14 protein-coding genes and 1 riboswitch are annotated in these 14,429 nt (G+C 71.5%); of the genes, 9 read left to right on the top strand and 5 right to left on the bottom strand.

Translation table 11 applies throughout. The features are described 5' to 3' along the window. Positions 1-22: 22 nt before the first annotated feature. The 5 genes from AQJ84_RS01785 to AQJ84_RS01770 all read right to left on the bottom strand — a co-directional run bounded on the left by AQJ84_RS01785 (position 23) and on the right by AQJ84_RS01770 (position 3,589). Positions 23-1,267, bottom strand: coding sequence for a CaiB/BaiF CoA transferase family protein (locus AQJ84_RS01785; RefSeq protein WP_078632302.1), 1,245 nt, complete (start codon positions 1,265-1,267; stop codon positions 23-25). 61 nt (positions 1,268-1,328) lie between these two features. Further along, positions 1,329-1,757: a zinc ribbon domain-containing protein gene (locus AQJ84_RS01780; protein ID WP_053192316.1), complete on the bottom strand. Its 429-nt coding sequence runs from the start codon at positions 1,755-1,757 to the stop codon at positions 1,329-1,331. A 248-nt stretch (positions 1,758-2,005) separates the two neighbouring features. Continuing rightward, positions 2,006-2,299: a putative quinol monooxygenase gene (locus tag AQJ84_RS01775; RefSeq protein WP_030043631.1), complete on the bottom strand. Its 294-nt coding sequence runs from the start codon at positions 2,297-2,299 to the stop codon at positions 2,006-2,008. Continuing rightward, entirely contained in the window at positions 2,296-2,529 is a 234-nt protein-coding gene (locus AQJ84_RS42835) for a hypothetical protein (RefSeq protein WP_128092351.1), read from the bottom strand. The genes AQJ84_RS01775 and AQJ84_RS42835 overlap by 4 nt, the downstream gene beginning before the upstream one ends. Positions 2,530-2,626: 97 nt before the next feature. Next, positions 2,627-3,589 (bottom strand): carbohydrate kinase family protein, encoded by a 963-nt coding sequence (locus AQJ84_RS01770; RefSeq protein WP_053192314.1) that lies wholly within the window; start codon positions 3,587-3,589, stop codon positions 2,627-2,629. Positions 3,590-3,837: 248 nt separating this feature from the next. Between AQJ84_RS01770 and AQJ84_RS01765 the strand changes: the two genes are divergently transcribed. The 9 genes from AQJ84_RS01765 to AQJ84_RS01725 all read left to right on the top strand — a co-directional run bounded on the left by AQJ84_RS01765 (position 3,838) and on the right by AQJ84_RS01725 (position 14,429). Beyond that, the gene (locus AQJ84_RS01765; RefSeq protein ID WP_030043628.1) at positions 3,838-4,854 is read left to right on the top strand and encodes a sugar ABC transporter substrate-binding protein; all 1,017 of its coding nucleotides are present in this window, start codon (positions 3,838-3,840) and stop codon (positions 4,852-4,854) included. A 148-nt stretch (positions 4,855-5,002) separates the two neighbouring features. After that, positions 5,003-5,998 (top strand): ABC transporter permease, encoded by a 996-nt coding sequence (locus tag AQJ84_RS01760; RefSeq protein ID WP_030043627.1) that lies wholly within the window; start codon positions 5,003-5,005, stop codon positions 5,996-5,998. Continuing rightward, entirely contained in the window at positions 5,995-6,831 is an 837-nt protein-coding gene (locus AQJ84_RS01755; RefSeq protein ID WP_030043626.1) for an ATP-binding cassette domain-containing protein, read from the top strand. The genes AQJ84_RS01760 and AQJ84_RS01755 overlap by 4 nt, the downstream gene beginning before the upstream one ends. Positions 6,832-6,906: 75 nt before the next feature. Further along, positions 6,907-7,923 carry a LacI family DNA-binding transcriptional regulator gene (locus AQJ84_RS01750; protein WP_030043625.1) on the top strand — a complete coding sequence of 339 codons (1,017 nt, stop codon included), beginning with the start codon at positions 6,907-6,909 and terminating at the stop codon, positions 7,921-7,923. Between the two features lie 106 nt (positions 7,924-8,029). Next, complete coding sequence (locus AQJ84_RS01745; protein ID WP_053192313.1) at positions 8,030-9,844, top strand: methylmalonyl-CoA mutase family protein; 1,815 nt, start codon at positions 8,030-8,032, stop codon at positions 9,842-9,844. Next, positions 9,841-12,015 (top strand): methylmalonyl-CoA mutase, encoded by a 2,175-nt coding sequence (gene scpA, locus AQJ84_RS01740; protein WP_053192311.1) that lies wholly within the window; start codon positions 9,841-9,843, stop codon positions 12,013-12,015. Before AQJ84_RS01745 ends, scpA begins: the two co-directional genes overlap by 4 nt. After that, positions 12,012-12,989, top strand: a complete 978-nt coding sequence (gene meaB, locus AQJ84_RS01735) for a methylmalonyl Co-A mutase-associated GTPase MeaB (protein WP_030043623.1) — start codon at positions 12,012-12,014, stop codon at positions 12,987-12,989. The genes scpA and meaB overlap by 4 nt, the downstream gene beginning before the upstream one ends. A gap of 97 nt (positions 12,990-13,086) precedes the next feature. Next, a riboswitch (cobalamin riboswitch) is annotated at positions 13,087-13,269 on the top strand. Positions 13,270-13,299: 30 nt separating this feature from the next. Then, positions 13,300-14,001, top strand: coding sequence for an energy-coupling factor ABC transporter permease (locus AQJ84_RS01730; protein WP_030043622.1), 702 nt, complete (start codon positions 13,300-13,302; stop codon positions 13,999-14,001). Next, positions 13,998-14,429: an energy-coupling factor ABC transporter substrate-binding protein gene (locus AQJ84_RS01725; RefSeq protein WP_030043621.1), complete on the top strand. Its 432-nt coding sequence runs from the start codon at positions 13,998-14,000 to the stop codon at positions 14,427-14,429. The genes AQJ84_RS01730 and AQJ84_RS01725 overlap by 4 nt, the downstream gene beginning before the upstream one ends.

Below are 14,429 nucleotides of genomic sequence, written 5' to 3'. Positions count from 1 at the left end.
TGGTCGTGCCGCGCTCGAACGGTCAGGTGGCCGCTTCGCCGGGCGCGGAGGAGTGGTCGAGGAGGCCGTGCGCGATCTCCGCGCTGTGCTGGCCCAGGCGCGGCGGCGCGAGGTGGTACCGGGCGGGTGTGCCGCTCAGCGTGATGGGGTTCGCGACCTGGCGCGAGGCCCTGCCCCGCGCCCCGTCGGCCGGTGCCGCGGGGATGTCGACGATGCCGGGAAGGCCGAGCTTGTGGGCGAAGTCGAACGCTTCGTGGAGGGTGTTGACCGGTCCGGCGGGCACTCCCGCGGCCAGCAGGACGGCCGACCAGTGGTCCGCTCCGGCGGTGCCCAGCCGCCGCGCCAGGATGTCCCGCAGTTCGGTGCGGTGGGCGACCCGGTCCGTGTTGGTGCGGAAGCGGTCGTCGAGGGCGAGACCGGGTTCTCCCACGACGTCGGCGAGCGCGGCGAACTGCCGGTCGTTGCCCACCGCGATCGCGATCGGGCGGTCGGCGGCGGGGAAGGTCTCGTACGGGGCGATGCTCGGGTGCGCGTTGCCCATACGGCCCGGGACGACACCGGCGACGGCGAACGCCGACGCCTGGTTGACCATGGCCGACAGCAGCGAACTGAGGAGGTTCACCTCCACGTGCTGGCCCTCCCCGGTGGCGTCCCGGTGCCGGAGGGCGGCGAGGATGCCGAGTGAGGCGTGCAGGCCGGTGATCACGTCGACGAGTGCCACGCCCGCTTTCACGGGCTCCCCGGCGGCGTCCCCGGTCACGCTCATCAGACCGCCGACGGCCTGTACGAGCAGGTCGTACCCGGGGATCGCGGCGCCCGCGCCGCTGCCGAAGCCGCTGATCGAGCAGTAGACCAACCTCGGGTGCCGGGTGCGGAGTTCCTGGTGGCCGAGCCCGAGCCGTTCCATCGTGCCGGGGCGGAAGTTCTCCACCAGCACGTCGGACCCGGCGACCAGGGCACGGGCCTGTTCGCGGCCGGCGTCGGTGGTGAGGTCCAGGGTGACGGACTTCTTGTTCCGGTTGACGCCGAGGAAATAGGTCGAGGTGCCCTCGTGGTCCGCGGGCGGGTGCCAGGCCCGGGTGTCGTCGCCGACGCCGGGCCGTTCGACCTTCACCACCTCGGCACCGAGGTCGGCGAGGAGCATGGTGGCGTAGGGCCCCGCGAGAACCCGGGAGAAGTCGGCGATGCGCAGCCCTTCCAGCGCGCCGCGCCCCGCTCCCTCGGCGGCGCCGGCCTGTCCGTCGGGGCCATGGTGCTGGGTGCTCACGCACCCTCCTCTCTTGGCGTGCGGCCTTCGCTTCGGGCGGCCGCGTCTCGTCCGTCTCCCGTCACCACCAGCGCTCCGAGGTCGACGCCGGGCGCGTGGGTTCGACGACGGGCAGTCCTTGACCGAGGGGGGCGACAGCCCGGACGACGCTCACCCGCGAGCCGACCGCGACCGGTGTCTTGCCGGTGGCCTGGCAGAGCAGGTTGAAGCCCTCGTGCATCGCGACGAACCACGTGTTGTGCGGGACGTGGCCGTGACGGCGGACGACGACCCCGTCGCCGGCGCTCTGCTCCCGCCGGAAGGCCGTCGAGCCGCAGGCACGGCAGAACGAGCGGCGGTAGGCCGGAGTGCCGCACCACAGGCAGCGCTGGAAGAACAGGCCGCCGCGGTCCGCCGGAGCGTTCGGTGGGGCGGGCGGGGTCGTCGCGGTGTCAGCCGCTTCGCGTTCTTCTCCGAGCGCGATGTGTTCGAGGGTGTCGGTCTGGGGCATCACGGCCTCCTGCACTCAGTTCGGTGACCGGAAACGGGTGGTCGGAATCCGATGTGGCTCCCTCAGCCTGGCCCTGTCCAGGAGCGCCGGTCAACGACGGGCTGACGCATCTTTGTGCGCGGAACGCGTTCCGTTCACCGAGGTCAGAGCCACCGCGCGGGCACTACTCTGGCCCGGTCCGTGACATGCCGAGGGCCGGACCCGCGAGGCGGGCCCGGCCGAGGTCGAACAAGCGGCTCGAGGGGCCGTCAGGTCACCGGATCGAGGAAGGTCAGCACCGAGGCGTCCTCCTCGATCAGGGGAGTGAGAGCGGCGTTGAACGGACCGCCGTACGGAGCCTTCAGGTGCGCCTGGAAGGCGTCCTCGTCCTGGTACACCTCGAAGATCCAGTAGGCGCGCGGGGCGGAGGCCTTGGTGTAGACGTCGAAGGCGAGGTTGCCTTCTTCCTCGCGGACCGTCCGGGCGTAGTCCCGGATCAGGCGGGCGACCTCGTCCTCCGCTCCCTCGCGGGCGGTGAACTCGGCGAGCAGGGTCTTCTTCACGGTCTCGTGTCCTTGTCGGTCGTGGGCGGAGTCGAGGCTCCGGACGGTGGTTTGTCCGGCTTCACCGAGCCGTTGTCGGCGAGGATCTGCCCGCCTTGGCAGGCGGGGTCGGGGAGGGTCTGGTCGGTGATCACGGCCTCGCCGCTGCGGGGTGGACCGACCGTGCGGGTCGCCCGGTACGGCTTACGTCGTCCACGCCGCCGGGGGGTGTCCTCGTCGACTGGTGTCATCGATGACATGGAGTGGCCCCGAGGATGGACGAAGTTTCGCCGACGCGTCAACGGTGCGGGCGGCCCGGCCCGGCCCGGCGGGCGCCCCGCCTGCCGGTCAGGCGCCGCCGGCGGCCGTGAGCTCTTCCAACTGGCTCTGCCACGGCGGGTTGGGGCCGGCGACGGAGCAGGTCAGGGCCGCGACCCGGGTGCCGAACCGGCAGGCCTCAGCGACGTCGTCGAGGCCGAGTTCCGTCAGCCGGCCGCCGAGGAGGCCGCGGGCGCCGAGATGGTGCAGCAGCCCGGCGGTGAACGAATCCCCCGCCCCGACCGTGTCGACGACGGCCGTCGTCACGGCGGGCACCTCCAGCCGTTCGCCGTCGAGCGAGGCCAGGACGCCGTCGGCGCCGCGTGTGATCACGACGAGCCGCGCCCCGGCCGCGTGCCAGACATCGCACGCCCGCTGCGGCGACGTGTCCGGCAGCAGGAGTCCCAGGTCGTCCTCGCTCAGCCGCAGCACGTCGGCGAGGCCGCACCAGTGCGCCAGCCGGGCACGGTAGACCTCGGGACGCACCAGCAGCGGCCGGACGTTGGGATCGATGCTGATGGTCGCCCGGGGGGCGGCCGCCGCCAGGAAGTCCTCCACCACCGCCGCGCCGGGCTCCCGGACCAGGGCCAGGGATCCGGTGTGCACGCAGGCGGCCCGGGACAGGTCCACCCGGGCCAGCTCCTTTGCCGTCCACTGCCAGTCGGCCGTGTTCTGCGCGTGGAAGGAGAACGCGGCCTGCCCCTGCGCGTCGAGTTCCGCCACGGCCAGCGTGCTGGGTTCGGCGGCCTCGACGGCGTCCGACAGATCCACCCCCGACGCCTCCAGACGCGCGCGGAACAGGCGGCCGAACACGTCACCGGACAGCCGCGCGAGGAAGTGGGCCGGGGTGCCGAGGCGGGCCAGGGCCACCACCGTGTTCGCAGGTCCGCCGCCGGGCAGCACGCGCAGGGCGAGTTCGTTCGAGGTGCTCGCGGGCTCGGCGAACGCGTCCGCGACGCACTCCCCCAGGACGGTGATCTGACGCGGGCTCATGGGCTGCTCTTCTCTGACGGACGCACGGGCACACCGGACGCGTCGAGCGCGGCTGCCGGGCGGCTCCGGTGACCGGGGCCGGGAGCGTTGCCGATTTGTGACGAGTGCAGGGCATTGACGTTTCCGGGAGACGGAGTCCATCATCCTCGCCAGGCAGTGTCAACGATGACATAAGTCAACGATGACACCTCGGGCAGCATGCTCTGATCCCCGACCCCGTGCCGCTCGCTATCCCACAGGAGTCGATCATGTCTCGCACCACTCGTCCGTCCTCCTCCCTCCTCAGAGCCGCCGCGGTCACGGGCGTCGTGGCCCTCACCCTGACGGCCTGCGGGTCCGGTGCCGACTCGGGCTCCTCGTCCTCCGGCTCCGGCAGCGTCAAGGTCGGTCTGATCACCAAGACCGACACCAACCCGTTCTTCGTGAAGATGAAGGAGGGCGCGGAGAAGGCCGCCAAGGAGAACGGTGTCCAACTGTCCACCGCCGCGGGCAAGTTCGACGGCGACAACGCCGGACAGGTCACGGCCATCGAGAACATGGTCGCCGCCGGTGTGAAGGGCATCCTGATCACCCCGAGCGACTCCAAGGCCATCGTGCCCGCGGTCGAGAAGGCCCGCGCCAAGGGCGTCCTGGTCATCGCCCTGGACACCCCGACCGAGCCGGAGAGCGCCGTCGACGCCCTCTTCGCCACCGACAACCTCAAGGCGGGCGAGCTGATCGGCGAGTACGCCAAGGCCGCCATGAAGGGCAAGACCGCGAAGATAGCCGCCCTCGACCTCGCACCGGGTGTCTCCGTCGGCGTCCAGCGGCACAACGGCTTCCTCAAGGGCTTCGGCGCCACCGACAAGGACGTCGCCTGCGCCCAGGACACCGGCGGCGACCAGGCCAAGGGCCAGACGGCGATGGAGAACTGCCTCCAGAAGGAGCCCGGCATCAACGTCGTCTACACCATCAACGAGCCGGCCGCGCTGGGCGCTTACACCGCGCTCAAGGCCAAGGGCCGGGAGAAGGACGTCCTGATCGTCTCGGTCGACGGCGGCTGCACCGGGACCCAGGCGGTCAAGGACGGCAAGATCGCCGCCACCTCGCAGCAGTACCCGCTGAAGATGGCCGCCGAGGGCGTCAAGGCCGTCGTGGCGTACGCCAAGGACGGCAAGAAGGCGTCCGGTTACACCGACACGGGCGTCACCCTGATCACCGACAAGGCGCAGGACGGGATCACGTCCGAGGACACCGCCTTCGGCCTGGAGAACTGCTGGGGCTGAGCGGGCCCCTGAGGACCGTACGCCCGCGCCTTTCCCCTCAGCGGGGCGGCCGTCCCTTCCTCCCTGACCGGGGGGACGGCCGCCCGCTCGTCCTCTTGCCCTCCGACCAGGGCGGGCAACGACTTCTGTCTTCCGACAAGGATCTCGCATGACAGCCTCGACCACGCCGTACGCCGAGCTCAAAGCACCCACCACGGCCCGCAGACTGCTCACGGCACCGACCACGGGTCCGCTGGTCGCACTCCTCCTGGCCTGCGCCTTCTTCTCCCTCTCGACCGACCAGTTCCTCACGGGCGGCAACTTCTCGCTGATCGTGCAGCAGGTCATGGTGGTCGGCACCCTCGCCATCGGGCAGACCCTGATCATCCTCACCGCGGGCATCGACCTGTCCTGCGGTGCCGTGATGGCCTTCGGCAGCATCGTGATCGCCAAGATGGCCGCCGAGGGCTCCCTGCCCCCGCTCGCGGCCATCGCCCTGGGCCTGGCCGTCTGCGGCGGCTTCGGGCTGCTCAACGGGCTGTTGGTGCAGAAGATCCCGCTGCCGCCGTTCATCGTCACCCTCGGCATGCTCAACGTGGCGTTCGCACTGACCCACATCTACTCCGAGGAGCAGACGGTCACCAACCTGCCCGGACCGCTGACCGCTCTGGGCGAGACCTTCCCGCTGGGCCACACCGACATCACCTACGGCTCACTGGTCACCATCGCGCTGTTCCTCCTGCTCGCGTACGCGTTGAGCAACACCGGCTGGGGACGGCACGTCTACGCCCTGGGCAACAGCCAGGAGGCGGCCCGCCTGAACGGCATCCGCACCTCCCGCCTGACCATCGGCATCTACGCCGTGGCGGGTCTGCTGTACGGCATCGCCGCCCTGCTGCTCATCTCCCGCACCGGAGTCGGCGACCCGCAGGCCGGCCAGACCGACAACCTCGACAGCATCACCGCGGTGGTCCTCGGCGGCACCAGCCTCTTCGGCGGACGCGGATCGGTCCTGGGCACCTTCATCGGCGTCCTCATCGTCGGCGTCTTCCGCAACGGCCTGCAGTTGATGGGCGTCGCCTCCATCTACCAGACCCTGATCACCGGCGTCCTGGTGATCCTCGCGGTGACCGTCGACCAGCTCTCCCGGAAGAAGGCCCGATGACCGCCACCTCCTCCCCCACGCCCGTGCTGCAGGCCCGCGGACTGGTCAAGCGCTACGGCCACGTCACCGCCATCGACGGCGCCGACTTCGACCTGCTGCCCGGCGAGGTGCTCGCCGTCATCGGTGACAACGGAGCCGGCAAGACCAGCCTGATCAAGGCCCTGACCGGCGCGGTGGCCCCCGACGCGGGCGAGATCCGCCTGCACGGCGAACCCATCACCTTCTCCGGACCCCAGAGCGCCCGTGCGCACGGCATCGAGACGGTCTATCAGGACCTCGCGGTGGCCGCCTCCATGGACATCGCCTCGAACATGTTCCTCGGACGCGAGCTCCGCCGCCCCGGTGTCCTCGGCAGTGTCTTCCGCATGCTGGACAAGAAGCGCATGCGTCAGGAGGCCGCCGAGCACATGTCCGACCTGAAGATCGGTCTGCGGTCGCTGACGCAGTCGGTCGAGACCCTCTCCGGCGGACAGCGGCAGGCCGTGGCCGTCGCCCGTTCCGTCGCCTGGGCCCGCAGTGTCGTCGTCATGGACGAACCCACCGCCGCGCTCGGCGTGAAGGAGTCCGGTCAGGTCCTGGACCTCATCCGGCGGGTGCGGGACAAGGGCATGCCGGTCGTCCTGATCAGCCACAACATGCCGCACGTCTTCGAGATAGCCGACCGGATCCACGTCCACCGGCTGGGCCGGCGCGCCGCCGTGATCAAGCCCTCCGACTACTCCATGGCGGAGGTCGTCGCCATCATGACCGGCGCCCTCACCGTCGACGCGGCCGGAGATACTGTCGTTGCGGATTCGGAGGCCGCGAAGGCCGCCGGAGTCCAGGCCACCTGACAGCACAACCCAGCTCTCGTGGTTTCCGGCCGAGGCCGCGGCCGGAACCGAGGGCCCTCAGGAGACGGTTTCCTCATGGCAGCGAACCGCCGCCCCACCCTCGCCGACGTCGCCCGAGAAGTCGGCGTCAGCGCCAAGACGGTCTCCCGTGTCCTCAACGAGGACGGGCCCGCCTCGGCGCAGACCAGGGAACAGGTGCTCGCCGCGGTGGCCAAGCTCGGCTTCCAGCCGAACCTCATGGCCCGCAACATCCGCGTCGGCGGCCCCGACACCACCATCGGCCTGGTCATCCCCGACCTCGCCAACCCCTTCTTCGGAGCAGTGGCCCGCGCCATAGAGGACACCGTCCGCGAACGCGGACTGACCCTGCTCATGGGCTCCTCCGCTGACGACCCCGACCGCGAACGTGCCCTGACGGACAAGTTCCTGGCGCGCCGCGTCAGCATCCTGATCGTCGTCCCGTCCGTCGGCGCCGACCACTCCCACCTCAAGCCACACCGCGCCACGGGACTGCCCGTGATCTTCCTCGACCGCCCCGGAGTCGGCCTGTCCACGGACAGCATCGTCAGCTCCAACCGGGCCGGAGCCCACGACGGCGTGGCCCACCTCGTCGCCCACGGCCACCGGCGCATCGGCTTCGTCGGTGACCTGCCCACCAGGCTCTACACCCGCCGCGAACGCCTGGCCGGATACCGTTCGGCCCTCCAGGAAGCCGGAGTCCCCCACGACCGTTCGCTCATCGCCGACGCCCACGACCAGCAGGGGGCCGAGGCCGCGACCGCCCGGCTCCTGGGCCTGGCCGATCCCCCCACCGCCCTGTTCGCCGGCAACAACATCATGGCGCTTGGCATCGTCGCCGAACTGGCCCGCACCAAGCGCAAGGACGTGGCTGTCGTCGCCTTCGACGACGTGTCGCTGGCCGAGGCACTCGAACCGGCCCTGACCGTGGTCGCCCAGGACGCCGAGGCGCTCGGCCGAACGGCGGCGACCACCGCGCTCGCCCGACTCGACGGAGACCGCTCGCGCGCCCGCACCACCACCGTCCCCACCCGGCTGATCGTCCGCGGTTCGGGTGAGCAACGGCCGGCCTGAGGGCACCGGGAGGACGACGGCGAGGCCGAGGTCACAATCATGGGGAGGGCAAGGTCACAGCCGTGCCCTCTCCTGCTCCTTTGCGCCGCTGGCCTAGCATCCGAGCATGACGGTCCTGCCTGACGACGGGCTTGAACTGGCCGCCGAGTTCCCTGACGTTTCCCACGAGCAGTGGCAGCGCCTCGTTGCGGGTGTGCTGCGCAAGTCGGGCAAGGACGTCGAGGGTGCTCAGGCCGAGCAAGCCCTGTCCACCGCGCTGGAGGACGGGCTGCGCACCCGTCCCCTGTACACGGCGCGCGACTGCGCGCCCGAGCCCGGCTTCCCGGGGTTCGCCCCCTTCGTCCGCGCGAGCCGGCCGGAGGGGAGCACCCTCGGTGGCTGGGACGTACGTCAGCGGCACACGACGGCCGACAGCGGCGGGCTGCTCGCGGACCTGGAGAACGGCGTCACCTCCCTCTGGCTCACCGTCGGCGACGGTGGCATCCCCGTGGCCTCGCTCGGCCGCGCCCTGGACGGCGTCCATCTCGACCTGGCTCCCGTCGTCCTGGACGCCGGGCCGGAAGTGGAGCCCGCGGCACAGGCGCTGCTTCGGCTGTACGAGGAGCGGGGCGTCGCCAAGGGGGCGGCGCGCGGCAACCTGGGCGCCGATCCGCTCGGCCACGAGGCCCGTACCGGACAGGCCCCCGACGTCGCGTCGGCGGCCCGTCTCGCGCGGCTGTGCGCCGACCAGTACCCCGGGCTGCGGGCGTTGACGGTGGACGCGCTGCCGTACCACGAGGCCGGCGGCTCGGCCGCCCAGGAACTGGGCTGCTCCCTGGCGACCGGGGTGGCGTACCTGCGCGACCTGACGGAGAAGGCCGGGCTGAGCGTCGAACAGGCGTGTGCCCAGCTGGAGTTTAGGTACGCGGCGACCGCCGACCAGTTCCTGACGATCGCCAAACTGCGGGCCGCCCGCCGCCTGTGGGCCCGGATCGCCGAGGTCTGCGGTGCGCCGGACGCGGGGGCACAGCTCCAGCACGTGGTGACCTCGCCGGTGATGATGTCGCGCCGCGACCCGTGGGTGAACATGCTGCGCACGACCATCGCCACCCTCGCCGCCGGGGCGGGCGGGGCCGACTCGGTCACCGTGCTGCCCTTCGACCACGCGCTCGGGCTGCCGGACGCGTTCGCACGCCGTATCGCCCGCAACACCTCGACGATCCTCATCGAGGAGTCGCATCTGTCCCGGGTGATCGACCCGGCGGGCGGCGCCTGGTACGTCGAGCGGCTGACCGACGAACTGGCCCACGCGGGCTGGGAGTTCTTCCAGCGGATCGAGCGGCTCGGCGGGCAGGCGGCCGCGCTGCGCTCGGGACGGCTGGGTGAGGACCTGGCCGCGACCTGGCACCGGCGCAGCAGCAGGCTGGCCGAGCGGCGCGAACCCGTCACCGGGGTCAGCGAGTTCCCGCACCTGGCGGAGAAGCCGGTCGTCCGCGAGCCCGCGCCGGAGCCGCCGTCCGGCGGACTGCCGCGGGTGCGGCGCGACGAGGCGTTCGAGACGCTGCGCGCCCGCTCCGACGCCCACCTCGCGGCGACCGGCCGCCGGCCGCGCGTCTACCTCGCCACGATCGGTCCGGCCGCCGCCCACACCGCGCGGGCGACCTTCGCCTCGAACCTCTTCCAGGCGGGCGGCGTCGAGCCGGTCACCGAGGGCACGTTCGAGCAGAGCGGCGCGACGGAGGCCTGCCTGTGCTCCAGCGACGCGCTCTACGCGGAGCAGGCCGAGACCGTGGCCGAGGAGCTGCGGTCGGCCGGTGCCTCGCAGGTGTTCCTCGCGGGTCGTCCCGGCCGGTACGCCGGTGTCGACTCGTACGTCTTCGCGGGCTGTGACGCCGTGGCCGTCCTGTCCGCCGCCCTCGACCGCATGGGAGTGTCCCGATGAGCATCCCCGACTTCTCCGGGATCGAGCTGGGGGCCCCGACCGTCGGCGGCGGCGCCGACGAGTGGCGTACGGCCGTCAAGCGGGCGGCGGGCGGGGACGACCTGCTCTGGGAGACCCCGGAGGGCATCCCGGTCAAGCCGCTGTACACCGGTCAGGACCTGGAGGGCCTGGACTTCCTGGGCACCTTCCCCGGCACGGCCCCGTATCTGCGCGGCCCGTACCCGACGATGTACGTCAACCAGCCCTGGACGATCCGCCAGTACGCGGGCTTCTCCACGGCCGAGGAGTCCAACGCCTTCTACCGGCGCAACCTCGCCGCCGGGCAGAAGGGCCTGTCGGTCGCCTTCGACCTGCCCACCCACCGCGGCTACGACAGCGACCACCCCCGGGTGACCGGTGACGTCGGCATGGCCGGCGTGGCGATCGACTCGATCTACGACATGCGGCAGCTGTTCGACGGGATCCCGCTGGACCGGATGAGCGTGTCGATGACGATGAACGGCGCCGTGCTGCCGGTGCTCGCGCTGTACATCGTCGCCGCCGAGGAACAGGGCGTACCGCCCGAGAAGCTGGCCGGGACCATCCAGAACGACATCCTCAAGGAGTTCATGGTCCGCAACACCTACATCTATCCGCCGAAGCCGTCGATGCGGATCATCTCCGACATCTTCGCCTTCACCTCGCAGCGGATGCCCCGCTACAACTCCATCTCGATCTCCGGCTACCACATCCAGGAGGCGGGTGCGACCGCCGACCTCGAGCTGGCCTACACGCTCGCCGACGGCGTGGAGTACCTCCGGGCGGGGCGGGAGGCGGGCCTGGACGTGGACGCGTTCGCGCCCCGGCTGTCCTTCTTCTGGGCGATCGGCATGAACTTCTTCATGGAGGTCGCCAAGCTGCGGGCGGCGCGCCTGCTGTGGGCGAAGCTGGTCCGGCAGTTCGAACCGCAGAACGCCAAGTCGCTGTCGCTGCGCACCCATTCGCAGACCTCGGGCTGGTCGCTGACCGCGCAGGACGTGTTCAACAACGTGATCCGTACGTGCGTGGAGGCCATGGCGGCCACCCAGGGCCACACCCAGTCGCTGCACACCAACGCGCTCGACGAGGCACTCGCCCTGCCCACCGACTTCTCGGCCCGCATCGCGCGCAACACGCAGCTGTTGCTCCAGCAGGAGTCCGGCACGACCCGGACCATCGACCCGTGGGGCGGCAGCGCCTACGTCGAGCGGCTGACCCACGACCTCGCCCGCCGGGCCTGGCAGCACATCCAGGAGGTCGAGCAGGCGGGCGGCATGGCGCGGGCCATCGACGCCGGCATCCCCAAGCTGCGCATCGAGGAGGCCGCCGCCCGCACCCAGGCCCGCATCGACTCCGGCCGGCAGCCGGTCATCGGTGTCAACAAGTACCGGGTGGACAGCGACGAGCAGATCGATGTCCTCAAGGTCGACAACTCCTCCGTGCGTGCCCAGCAGATCGAGAAGCTGCGGCGGCTGCGCGAGGAACGGGACGAGCGGGCCTGCCAGGACGCGCTGGACGCGCTCACCAGGGCGGCCGGGGGCGACGGCAACCTGCTGGAGCTGGCCGTGCACGCCGCCCGCGCCAAGGCCACCGTCGGCGAGATCTCCGACGCCCTGGAGAAGGTGTACGGCCGGCACGCGAGCCAGATCCGTACGATCTCCGGCGTGTACCGCAACGAAGCAGGCGAGTCCCCGTCCGTGGAACGCACCCGCACCCTCGTGAACGCCTTCGCGGAGGCCGAGGGCCGCCGACCGCGCATCCTGGTCGCCAAGATGGGCCAGGACGGCCACGACCGCGGCCAGAAGGTCATCGCCACCGCCTTCGCCGACCTCGGCTTCGACGTCGACGTCGGCCCGCTGTTCCAGACGCCGGCCGAGGTCGCCCGGCAGGCGGTCGAGGCGGACGTGCACATCGTCGGCGTCTCGTCACTGGCGGCGGGCCACCTCACCCTCGTGCCGGCGCTGCGCGAGCAGCTCGCGGAGGAGGGCCGTGAGGACATCATGATCGTGGTGGGCGGGGTGATCCCGCCGCAGGACGTGCCCACGCTGCTGGAGATGGGCGCGGCCGCCGTCTTCCCGCCCGGGACGGTGATCCCGGACGCGGCGTACGACCTGGTGGCACGGTTGTCCGCCGACCTCGGGCACGACCTGTGATCGATGTCGACGCCTACGTGAAGGGGGTCCTCGACGGGAAGCGGGCGGTCATCGCCCGTGCCGTCACGCTCGTCGAGTCCACCCGCCCGCAACACCGGGCGCTCGCACAGGAGTTGCTGACCGCGCTGCTCCCGCACAGTGGCCGGGCCCGGCGGATCGGCGTCAGTGGCGTGCCAGGGGTGGGCAAGTCGACGTTCATCGACGCGTTCGGCACCCTGCTCACCGCGCTCGGGCACCGGGTGGCGGTGCTCGCCGTCGACCCCTCGTCCAGCCGTACCGGTGGCTCGATCCTCGGCGACAAGACCCGGATGGAACGTCTGGCCGTCGACCCGGCGGCGTTCGTGCGGCCCTCCCCCACCGCGGGCACGCTCGGCGGGGTCGCCAAGGCGACCCGCGAGTCGATCGTGGTGATGGAGGCGGCCGGCTACGACGTCGTCCTCGTGGAGACGGTGGGCGTCGGCCAGTCCGAGACCGCGGTCGCGAACATGGTCGACTCCTTTCTGCTCCTCACCCTGGCCCGCACCGGCGACCAGTTGCAGGGCATCAAGAAGGGCGTCCTGGAGCTGGCGGACGTGATCGCCGTCAACAAGGCGGACGGCCCGCACGAGCGCGACGCCCTCGCGGCGGCACGGGAGTTGTCGGGCGCGCTGCGGCTGATGCACGGCCGCGACGCGGCCTGGACACCGCCGGTGCTGAGTTGCAGCGCACGGGAGTCGACCGGCCTGGACACCGTCTGGGAGCGCCTGGAGCAGCACCGCACGCTCCTGGAGTCGACCGGGCGCCTGGCCGCCAAACGCCGCGAGCAGCAGGTCGACTGGACCTGGAGCATGGTCCGTGACGAACTCCTGGGTCGCCTGCACGCCGATCCGGCGGTACGGGCCCTCGCACCCGTTCTCGAACAGCAGGTGCGGGACGGTGAGTTGACAGCCACCCTGGCCGCCGAGCGGGTTCTGCGGGCGTTCGAGGAGCCCTGACCGGGCGCACGGGACCGGCCGGGTGTGCGCCGGGCGCGAGCTGTCGGGCGCCGCCCCCGCGCCCCCGTCTGCGCTTGTCAGCACCCCTGTACGAGCACTACTGTCACCACGCCTTGGTGAACGGGAAATCCGGTGTGATGCCGGTGCGGCCCTCGCCACTGTGATCGGGAAGTCCGGCTCCGGCCCTCGCGGGCAGCCACTGGGTCCTCGGACCCGGGAAGGCGGAGCACGGGCGGTGGTACCCGTCAGCCAGGAGACCGGCCAAGGCGCGTCAACCATCCACGAGGTGCTGGAGAGGGTCTGCTGAGCCATGCACATAGCCGAGGGTTTCCTTCCTCCGGCGCACGCGGTCGCCTGGGGCGTCGCGTCCGCGCCTTTCGTCGTCCACGGAGTCCGGTCACTCACCCGTGAGGTCAGGGAGCATCCCGAGAGCACCCTGCTGCTCGGTGCCTCCGGGGCCTTCACGTTCGTCCTGTCGGCACTGAAGCTCCCGTCGGTGACGGGCAGTTGTTCCCACCCCACCGGCACGGGCCTGGGCGCCATCCTGTTCCGGCCGCCGATCATGGCGGTGCTGGGCACCATCACCCTGCTCTTCCAGGCGCTGCTGCTCGCCCACGGCGGCCTGACCACGCTCGGCGCCAACGTCTTCTCGATGGCGATCGTCGGACCCTGGGCGGGATACGGCGTCTACCGGCTGCTGCGGCGTTACGCCGTGCCGCTGATGGTCGCGGTGTTCTTCGGCGCGTTCGTCGCCGACCTGTCCACCTACTGCGTCACCAGTGTGCAGCTGGCGCTCGCCTTCCCCGACCCGAGCAGCGGTTTCCTGGGGGCGCTCGCCAAGTTCGGCTCCATCTTCGCCGTCACGCAGATCCCGCTCGCGGTCAGCGAGGGGCTCCTCACGGTGTTCGTGATGCGCCTGCTGGCCCAGTCCAGCAAGGGTGAACTGAGCCGGCTCGGAGTGCTCGTGGCCGACCGGAAGACCACGACCGGGACCGAGGCGGTGGCCCGATGAGCCGTAACGCGAAGATCAACACGCTGCTGCTGGTGATCGTGGCGGCGCTGGCCGTCCTCCCGCTGGCCCTGGGCCTCGGCGACCACAAGGAGGAGCCGTTCACGGGCGCCGACGGGGAGGCCGAGACCGCGATCACGGAGATCAAGCCCGACTACGAGCCGTGGTTCTCGCCCCTGTACGAACCGCCCTCCGGCGAGATCGAGTCGGCGCTGTTCTCCCTCCAGGCGGCGCTCGGCGCGGGCGTCCTCGCCTACTACTTCGGTCTGCACCGGGGCCGGCGCCAGGGCGAACTGCGTGCCCTCGCGCAGCGGGACGTCCGAGTCGCCACGGCTGCCGACGGCGCCTCCGACGAGCCCGGCGGCTCCGGCGAGTCCGGCGAGTCCGGCGAGTCCGGTGTCTCCGGCGTCTCCGCTCACGAACGGGCCTGA

This window comes from Streptomyces resistomycificus (assembly GCF_001514265.1).
In the GTDB taxonomy this organism is placed as follows: domain Bacteria; phylum Actinomycetota; class Actinomycetes; order Streptomycetales; family Streptomycetaceae; genus Streptomyces; species Streptomyces resistomycificus.
This window is presented reverse-complemented; position numbering and strand designations above follow the sequence as displayed.

Coding starts and splice junctions, on each gene's coding strand:
- AQJ84_RS01760 (WP_030043627.1), top strand. CDS start 5,003: ATGACAGCCTCGACCACGCCGTACGCCGAGCTCAAAGCACCCACCACG.
- AQJ84_RS01750 (WP_030043625.1), top strand. CDS start 6,907: ATGGCAGCGAACCGCCGCCCCACCCTCGCCGACGTCGCCCGAGAAGTC.
- AQJ84_RS01770 (WP_053192314.1), bottom strand. CDS start 3,589: ATGAGCCCGCGTCAGATCACCGTCCTGGGGGAGTGCGTCGCGGACGCG.
- AQJ84_RS01755 (WP_030043626.1), top strand. CDS start 5,995: ATGACCGCCACCTCCTCCCCCACGCCCGTGCTGCAGGCCCGCGGACTG.
- AQJ84_RS01730 (WP_030043622.1), top strand. CDS start 13,300: ATGCACATAGCCGAGGGTTTCCTTCCTCCGGCGCACGCGGTCGCCTGG.
- AQJ84_RS01745 (WP_053192313.1), top strand. CDS start 8,030: ATGACGGTCCTGCCTGACGACGGGCTTGAACTGGCCGCCGAGTTCCCT.
- scpA (WP_053192311.1), top strand. CDS start 9,841: ATGAGCATCCCCGACTTCTCCGGGATCGAGCTGGGGGCCCCGACCGTC.
- AQJ84_RS42835 (WP_128092351.1), bottom strand. CDS start 2,529: ATGACACCAGTCGACGAGGACACCCCCCGGCGGCGTGGACGACGTAAG.
- AQJ84_RS01725 (WP_030043621.1), top strand. CDS start 13,998: ATGAGCCGTAACGCGAAGATCAACACGCTGCTGCTGGTGATCGTGGCG.
- AQJ84_RS01780 (WP_053192316.1), bottom strand. CDS start 1,757: ATGCCCCAGACCGACACCCTCGAACACATCGCGCTCGGAGAAGAACGC.
- AQJ84_RS01765 (WP_030043628.1), top strand. CDS start 3,838: ATGTCTCGCACCACTCGTCCGTCCTCCTCCCTCCTCAGAGCCGCCGCG.